Annotated in this window: 6 protein-coding genes; 4 read left to right on the top strand and 2 right to left on the bottom strand. The window is 34.2% G+C overall.

Annotation, left to right across the window (positions count from 1 at the left end; genetic code table 11):
• Positions 1–1,684: 1,684 nt before the first annotated feature.
• Entirely contained in the window at positions 1,685–2,977 is a 1,293-nt protein-coding gene (locus tag AFK68_RS22495) for a hypothetical protein (RefSeq protein ID WP_094675249.1), read from the bottom strand.
• A gap of 104 nt (positions 2,978–3,081) precedes the next feature.
• Here AFK68_RS22495 and AFK68_RS22490 point away from each other — a divergent pair, with 104 nt between their 5' ends.
• From AFK68_RS22490 to AFK68_RS22480, 3 genes are all read left to right on the top strand, one after another.
• Positions 3,082–3,852 carry a DUF1995 family protein gene (locus AFK68_RS22490; protein WP_094675247.1) on the top strand — a complete coding sequence of 257 codons (771 nt, stop codon included), beginning with the start codon at positions 3,082–3,084 and terminating at the stop codon, positions 3,850–3,852.
• A 569-nt stretch (positions 3,853–4,421) separates the two neighbouring features.
• A complete protein-coding gene (locus tag AFK68_RS22485; protein ID WP_094675245.1) occupies positions 4,422–5,228 on the top strand; it encodes a metallophosphoesterase family protein in 807 nt (268 codons plus the stop codon).
• A 406-nt stretch (positions 5,229–5,634) separates the two neighbouring features.
• Entirely contained in the window at positions 5,635–6,333 is a 699-nt protein-coding gene (locus tag AFK68_RS22480; RefSeq protein WP_094675243.1) for an RNA methyltransferase, read from the top strand.
• Between the two features lie 363 nt (positions 6,334–6,696).
• On the opposite strand, the gene AFK68_RS22475 is transcribed toward AFK68_RS22480, so the two are convergent.
• Entirely contained in the window at positions 6,697–7,551 is an 855-nt protein-coding gene (locus AFK68_RS22475; protein ID WP_094675241.1) for a M48 family metallopeptidase, read from the bottom strand.
• Positions 7,552–8,512: 961 nt separating this feature from the next.
• On the opposite strand from AFK68_RS22475, the gene AFK68_RS22470 reads away from it, so the two are divergent.
• Entirely contained in the window at positions 8,513–9,040 is a 528-nt protein-coding gene (locus AFK68_RS22470; protein ID WP_094674265.1) for a DUF4330 domain-containing protein, read from the top strand.
• Positions 9,041–9,073: the final 33 nt, after the last annotated feature.

Here is a 9,073-nt window from a genome sequence, read left to right as displayed (position 1 = left end):
ATATTCAACTGTTATTCCTTTTTCTGTGAGAGATTGTTTGAGGTGAGCAGCATGAATATCTTCATTACTACCCAGAATTAAAATTTTCATATAATAAGGGAATAGTTCATTAATGGATAATGGATAATGGATAATGGATAATGGATAATTATAGCAATCCGCGCTTATGTTGCGGGTAATTAAAAAGTAAATAAAAAAGTTGAAACTCCCACCTGTTGCTTGTAGCAATAGTGCCTCTCTTGGTGCGCGTTCCCTTGCGTCTGTCGCCGACGCGGGGTCGCACCGCTGTTGCCTAAAAAGCAGTAATATTTTTGCCACGAATATGCGGAGGATTGCTATATTTTTGTTTTGCTGTCGCACAACTCTGTTTTTTTCCGTAGGAAAGTTTTGCGGAACCTTTGCAATTATCAATTATCCATTGGTAACAGAGATTTATAGTAAACATTGGCTTTGTTGCATGAAAGTATATAGTTGCTGCACAAGCAAGTGCATATCATATGTACTTCATAAGGCGCGGAAACTGCTACAACTATTGGACAATAGATGAATCAAACATCAATATAAGACANTTGGTAACAGAGATTTATAGTAAACATTGGCTTTGTTGCATGAAAGTATATAGTTGCTGCACAAGCAAGTGCATATCATATGTACTTCATAAGGCGCGGAAACTGCTACAACTATTGGACAATAGATGAATCAAACATCAATATAAGACAGAAAAAGGCTGAAACTTTTACCTGTAAAGGTTTTGAGATTTGGTCGGCAAACCCTAACTATTGGACAATAGATGAATAGAACATCAATAATTGCGAAAGAGATCGATATAGCAGCCGCATATCAAACGCATTTGATATGTGAACCAAAGCGGAATGGATGTTCTATCCCTAATTTTATGCAACAAAGCCGTAAACATTTATTAAACTGGTAGAACTTTTAACTTTCATGCAACAGTTGTGAGTTATCCTAAAAATATTTTTTCGTGGTTATGCTGAAAATCTCTTATCTTTTGCCTAATTCTAAAAAAATTAGATTTTTTTTCACGTCTATATCTAATATAAATCTCAGAAAAATATATAGACTTTTGTTGATTAATTGATAATGGATAATTACTTCCAGGAAAACCGTACTTGATTGAATACAAGGAAATCTCCTAGCACTTTTATTATCTTGAAATAGAAGGATTTAAACCGAATTGATTAATTATCAATTATCCATTGGTAAGAGTATAATACCATTTTGAAAAAAGAATGTTACCGAAATATTGTGGTTTAAAGCCTCCCCTTGGATAGGGGATAATAAATAAAAATTTTCCTGTTTGTTAATCCTCTTCTTTTCAAGGAGAGGTAATTCTAAATTCTTCATTCTAAATTCTTAATTCTTGAAGAATAGTAAGAGGGATAAAAATACTTTACAGGAGATGTCTCTTGGACAAAAAATATGATTTATGACTAAAAAACCCTATTGAAGCCATTCCCATGTGACTCCTGGCTCCTGACTCCTAAAAAGTACCCTAGCTATTTGTAGTAAACATTTATCAAACTGGTATAACAGGCAACAGGTAATTTAATTTGACACCAAGGAATGAAAAATGATTTTGTAAGCGACTTTTACAAGTATAGCCTATCTTAAAGAAAGAGCAAGTTTATTTTCTGGAGATATCTAATTAATTCCATTGAATCAACTAGATAAAATTAATCCTTAAATTATCTAGAGATGGCACATCTTCTATAATCCCAATTAAATCTCCCGATTGGGTAGATATATTAACCGAGTTATTAATAATTTCAACACTATAATCATCCAAACTTCCTGGTAACTGAATTTGGTCAAAAGCAACATCAAAGTTTTTAATTAAAGCAAAATCTAAATTTCCAAAGCCAAGATAAAAAGGTAATCCTTGAGAAGAACCTAGTATAAATTGGTCTATTATCTCTGCTCTAGAACTACCAACTAATATATCAACTTCTCCCACACCAAAACTATTAGGAATTATTTCATCATTTACTGGATTATATCCCAGAGTATTCACACCAACAATTCTGGTATTGTTGCCAAAAGCAGTAATAATATCATTACCATTAGTACCTGTAAAAAATCCTATACGTTGAATTTCAAATTGTCCAAACTGAACGTAATGTTCTAAACCAGAATTTAATTCTCCTCTATTGATAGCAACATTAATGCTAGGATAAGATTGCCGATAAATTTCCTCATTAAAATTTCCACCCTCTTCTCCTAATGCTTGAGTAGTAACTACTCCTGCTTCCGATCCTGGTTGAGTCAGAATTTCATCATCAAAAAAAGTTGCAATACCCCCTTCTTCTCCTATTGCTAGAGTAGTTGCGCCACCTTCTTCTCCTATTGCTAGAGTTGTTACTATTCCTTCTTCTGTTCCTGGTTGAGTCAGAATTCCATCATCAGTAAGAGTAGCAAAACCTCCTTCTTCTCCCAATGCCTCAGTTGTAGCACCATCTTCTCCTACTGCTCGGGTTGTAGGTTGAAAACCCATGTCGCCAGCTTCTCCAACTGCTAGAGTGGTAGCTTCAGGAAAGTCCCCCCCTTCTTCTCCTACTGCTAGAGTGGTAGCTTCAGGAAAGTCCCCCCCTTCTTCTCCTACTGCTAGAGTAGTTACTACTCCTGGTGGTAAAGGTATTGGAGTAATTCCAGCTTCTGCTCCCAAGGTTGCAGTTGTTGGTACAGGTGAATTACCACCTTCTTCTTCTGTTGCTACAGTCGTAGGTATGGCTTCACTAAAACCACCTTCTTCGCCTATTGCTAGAGTAGTTGCTATGAAGTTGCCACCACTTTCTAAATTATCAAAAGCTTCAGTTGTAGCACCTCCCTCTTCTCCTAATGCAAGAGTAGTTACAGGTAGAGTGGAGTTATTAGAAGGAGAATTTTGTTGAATTTGACTTCTTTCCAGAGATGCTTCTAGTTTCTGAGAACTTTCTCCAAATGGATGTTTAGTTGTCATATTTTCTCCCAGTTAAACTTTATACTTATTATTGTTGTGGAAAATAACGAAGATATTACAATCTTCTCTCAATGACAGCATAATTTTAGTAAATATTAACATAGATGACTAAACTACCCAATGACATAAATGAGGCGATCGCCCAAGCAATGGAAGCTACTAAAGCAGCTCTCGGTGATGGTTATACTAGACTTCAAATTGAGATAATTGTTCCAGAGATTGAACTTCAAGCTCAATCTTTGGCAAAACAATTTATTCCTGTTTTACTGGAAACAGGTACTCAACTTAAAGTCTTTTTTCCCGACACTGGAGCAGCAGCTTTAGCTAGACGGGATTGGCAAGATGTCTCTTTTAAAATAGAAGATATTGGCACAAGTAGGTCTCCAGTTGACAGTAGAGTTGAACCCGAAGACCAATGTTTTTTATTAATTGCTCCTTCTGCTGTAGAAGTGGCCCAAGCTGAAAAATTGTCTAATCTGGCTGGCGATCGCCCAGTTGTGATGTTAATCCCTAGATTAGAGGATGTTTCTATTGTGGGAATTGGTTATGCAGCACGTCAACTCCGGGAAAGATTTATTAAAACTATTGAATCTTGCTATTATATTAGGTCTTTTGGTGAGGGGGCGTTATATCGTTGTTATCCTTCTCCTTGGCAAGTTTGGTTGGAAGAAAATGGCCAGTATAAATTAATTGCTGAACAACCGGAGAAACCATTGGGAGAGCAACTAGATATGATTTTAGCTGAAGCTACTGGTACAGCGAAAACAGATGACTCTGCTTCAGTCTCTTCATCCTCTGAAACAATAGCTACTCCACCAAAACGGAAAGGATTATTAACCGAAATTCAAAAATTCCTGCGTGCTTTAAGTAACTAAAAGTTAATACTGAATATATTGAAGGTATTTTAAGTTTGAAAATTACCGACCTAAATTTATTCAGGGTAAAATTTCTATAGAATTAGTTAAATTCTTGATAATCCTGAAAATTAAGGTCGGTTATACCGTTTCACGGAAGTCAGAGGTTAGAAATTATATCATCTCCGGTAACATCGTTATTGTATCGCAAAGGTAAGGAAGAATGAAGAATGAAAAAGCTTTAAGAGAAGGAAAACCTTAAATATGAGATATATTTCCCCAGCTTTTACACACTCCGATATCAATGGACATGATATTAGAAGTTAGATTTTGATAGAGTAAAAACTTTAACAATACAGACATTTTAGGCAGTGATTTAATATTTAAAGTTTGAAACGATTTGTGACATCTTTTTAAAATTAATTAGTATTAACCTTAAAAATTATATGGTAAAATATATAAGTTAAGTTTTATAGGGTGCTTGAATAAAAAAAAATTAATTAAATTTTGATTAAATTGTAGCAAAGTTTAAGATTTGTTGCTTTAGCGCAAAGTTAAAGTGTGGTAGTAAAAACTTATCAGCAGTAACAATGAACACCAGACGTATTATCATTGGCGACATACATGGGCATTATGATGGCTTAATGGCTTTGTTAGAGGCGATCGCCCCAGGCAGAGATGATATGGTATACTTTTTAGGAGACTTAATTGATAGAGGTCCGAAAAGTTCTCAAGTAGTAACATTTGTTAAAAATAGCCCCTATCAGTGTATCTTGGGAAACCACGAATACATGATGATTCAAGCTCTTTCTGATACAGAAGTAAACCATGAGGCATGGCAAAGTTGGTATTACAGTGGTGGTGTCGAAACTGTGGAAAGTTATCGAGATACGGGAATTATGCCTTATGATGATTTAGAGTGGATGCGATCGCTACCTCTATATCTAGACTTAGGAGATATTTGGTTAGTTCATGCAGGGATAAATCCCAAACTACCGATTCAAAAGCAAGCATACCATGAATGTTGTTGGATTCGCCATGAATTTCATTCTGTAGATAAACCCTATTTTTCTGATAAGTTAATTATTATAGGTCATACTATAACTTTTACTTTCGATGAAGTTGAGCCTGGAGAATTAGTTTGTGGAGCTGGTTGGCTAGATATTGATACCAGTGCATATCATCCTCGCAGTGGGTGGCTAACAGGATTAGATGTTGACAATAATATTATTTATCAAGTTAATGTTAAGGATTATCAAACTCGGAAAATGCACTTAGATGAACTTGTCAAACCTTATAAAGCTAGACGAACATTAAGACAAAAAATGCAACAGGGTTTCTCTCTGAGAAAAAATAACCAAGAAAATCTTAAACTAAAAAATTATCAGCCATCGTAGCAGTGGCTCTCTATAGCAGTCCTATTTAAATTGAAAAAAAAATCTCTTGGAATTAGGGAATAATTCAACAATTAATAATTAATAATTAATAATTAATAATTACCTCTTCTTAGAAAAAAGAGGATTGACTAAAAAAAAATTTCTTTTTTATCCATGAATAGAGAAGCTTTATACCTTAATTTTTCAATAATTTTATATTTTCTATCATGTCCGCTGGTATCGTTTGTGTCAACCTAACTGTCAATATCTATGGAAAATTTAAGTTTTTTTGTGCTTTTAAGCCTTCTCTCCTAGATAATTAAAGCCTTCTTCCTTACCTTACAAGACCGATGCTACCGGACATGATATTATATCTTATATCAAATTTTAGGATTTTTTACAAATCATTTATGATTCCTAGAGCTGAATGCAACGAGAAGAAAAACAACAATTAATTACTTACTTAAGTCAATTTGTTACCATAGCACGTCGGGAAAAAATTTTATCAGTTTTGCAGCAAAGAACTCGCTATATTACTGTTATTTTAGAAGATATTTATCAACCTCATAATGCTAGTGCTGTCCTCAGAAGTTGTGACAGTTTTGGTGTACAAGATGTGCATATTGTAGAGAATAAAAATATTTTTACAATTACTCAGGGTGTAACTATTGGTTCAGATCGTTGGTTAACATTATATCGTTATAATCAACCAAGCATAAATAATACAGAGGAATGTTTAAAGAAATTAAAAAGTGAGGGTTATATAATAGCAGCAACAACTCTTTATAAAGAGCAGATAACTATTGAACAATTATCTGTCAATACAAAAGTAGCATTAATGTTTGGTTCAGAAATTAATGGCTTATCAGAATATGCTCAAAACAATGCAGATGTATCGGTAAAAATTCCGATGGTGGGATTTAGTGAAAGTTTTAATATTTCCGTTAGTGCTGCTCTATGTTTATATGATGTGATGAACCGTCTCAGAAAAGAGCATAATAATTGGGAATTAACTGAGACAGAAAAATTAGATTTGGAATTAGATTGGTTGCGAAAATCTATTAAAGCTGGAGAACTTATTGAGAAGAAATTTTTGAGACAGAAGGGAGTAGGGAGTAGGGAGTAGGGAGTAGAAAGATACAGCAGTTTACTAGTGGACTGTTTCAGCTAAAACTGTGCAATATATTTTAAATAGATTTTAACTTGAAAATTCTGACTTTTGACTTTTGACTTCAATCTAACGCACCATTTAAGATGAAACTATCCAGTAGTAGTGCCGTGTCAAGCCTTAAATGTTACTTTATAAAAATGGTAGGATGCGGATTTTTCAAAGCTTTTACTTGAAAATATAATACACAATTTTAAGCTTGACACGCTAGTAGACTGACACAGCTAAAACTATGCAATAGATTTTAACTTGAAAATTCTGACTTTTGAATGCATGACTTTTGAATTCAATCTAACGCACCACTTTAGCTGTGTCGGTCTACTATGGAACTAATCTACTTACAATTACCTGATAACGTCTCTCGTCTAACCCATCACCATTATAGGCAAATTCAGGATTGACCATTTGTTTCATCTGAGAAATTCGCGCCGATGTTGCTGGGTGAGTGCTAAGAAAAGATGGAGGAGAACTCTTTCTCAACAATTTTTCCATAAATGTAATTGCACCATATTGAGCATATCCCGCTCTTCCCAAAGTTTCAATACCAACTCGATCTGCTTCAAATTCTGCCTGGCGACTTTTGGGGCGACGTAATGCTAATTCTACCCCCAGTTGAACTGCAACATTCTGATCTACACCTGCTGCAGTAGCTAAACCCTGTGCTAATAATGTTCGACGTAATTGTTTAACCGCATGGCGTTCGGTAATATGAGCAATTTCGTGGGAAACAACACTAGCTAATTCTGCTTCATTATCAGCAGCTTTCATTAAACCAGTATGAATATAAACAAACCCTCCCATAGTTGCAAAAGCATTTATACTATCATCCTCTACTACCTGAAAAGTATAAGGAATATCCGAGCGGGGACTTGCTGCAACTAATCTTTGCCCAATTCTAGTAATATATTCGTTGGCTGCGCGATCGCGATAAAGTTTAACATCTCCGCTTTTAAATAACTGTTGATTAATTTGTTTACCTAGTTCAACTTCTTGACGATCAGACAGATTAGAAATTGACATCATCTGAATACCCTGGAAAATTAATTGTCTCCAGGGCAAAGCTTGAGTGGGAGATGCTGTACCTGCACATAAACTAGCAGCAACCATTAAAGATATTAACGGATATGATATTCGACGATAGGAAGATTTAGAAATCAAGGATAATTTTTTCAACATGGGCTTTTTTATTCAGAGGTACTAGATTTTGGATTTATCAAGATGTCATAAATTAGCGAATAATGTTTTGCCAATCTTGTGGTTAACTACAAAAGTTATCGATAGCTTTTCCGCAAAGCAAAAAGTTTATTTTTTATGGAAGATAAGGGAGTTTAGTTAATAAAAAACTTCCTTATCTTCAGCCTTTAAATTAATTTTTCTCGTAAGTCATGTTGAATAATTAACAATNGAATAGGATTGCTTAAAAGGAATTTTTTCTTTTTTCTCCTTGAAAGGAGAGGCTTTAAACCTTATTTTTTCGGTAATTTCTCTCAAAGGATATTTTTGGGGAGAAATATCATTAATATAGCAATCCTCTGCACAGTTGTAATATTTTGGTGGTAGGGGCGATTCTTGAATCCTCCCTAAAGGAGTCAGGAGTTAGAATTTACTCATATTTTCAGCTCAAATTAACTATTATAAAAATTGTCACAACCTATTTAGGATTGCTATAGGACTTAGGTAGTACAAGGTATTTTCGTCATTGCGACTGACAGGTAATATCAAATCCACTTAATTCGGTATAAAAAAATATTCATCTTCAGCTATTAGTAAATATTTCTAAATTCTCTTCCCTCCTGACTCCTAGATTAACTATCTAATTATACCGATGCTACTGGATTTGATATAAGGAATCTCAAATCCTCATTTTTCATACCTCATGCGTAAGTCCTGATTAATTTGATTTACTACACTTTTTAGTCATACAAAAATGCTCATCATACTAATATAAATTTCTCCACATTGTCTAAAATGAATGGTTTATGTGGTAAATATAAAAAAGTTGGCAATCTTGACGTTGTGCCCAGCTCACTAACTATATACTATATGGGATATTCTGGAGGGATATCAAAAGTTCAATTTATAATCGGGCAATTTAATTTTGAGTAGTTTACTTTTGTAAAAATTAAGTTATACAGTTATGAAAATTCTGGATTCTCAAGGACGATTATTTGGTAAAATTAGTATCTTAGACGTTGGCGCTGTCTTAATAATTTTCATGGTATTATTGGGAATATTTATATTTCCTGGTACTAATAAAAATTCTGTTGCTCAAGTGGGCAATATTGTGACTAAACCAGTTGAAGTTGATGCTATTGTTCTAGGTTTAAAAGGTCGCTACCCTGAAAAATTATTAAAGGAAGGGGAAAAAACTCAATTGATTATTCGGAATCAACCTTATGGAGAAGTTGACCTAAAATCTGTAGAATTTTTAACTAGAAAAGTAGCAGTTCCTCAGCCGGATGGAACGGTAAAAGCTTTACCCGATCCTAGAGATAAAGAAATATTTAGTCGGAATGTTTTATTAACATTGGAAGGTAAAGGAAGAGTTACTGATGATGGTCCTGTTTTAGGAAATATTAAGGTAAAAATTGGCATGACAATTGAGTTGGAGGGTAGGGATTATAATTTTAATGCTAGTGTGATTGATGTACGAGTACAAGAGTAATTAATGGATAATGGATAATGGATAATGAATAAT

Source organism: Hydrocoleum sp. CS-953, from assembly GCF_002260545.1.
Lineage (GTDB): Bacteria > Cyanobacteriota > Cyanobacteriia > Cyanobacteriales > Microcoleaceae > Trichodesmium.
Note: the sequence above shows the minus strand (reverse complement) of the source record. Positions and strands in the feature narration are given on the sequence as shown.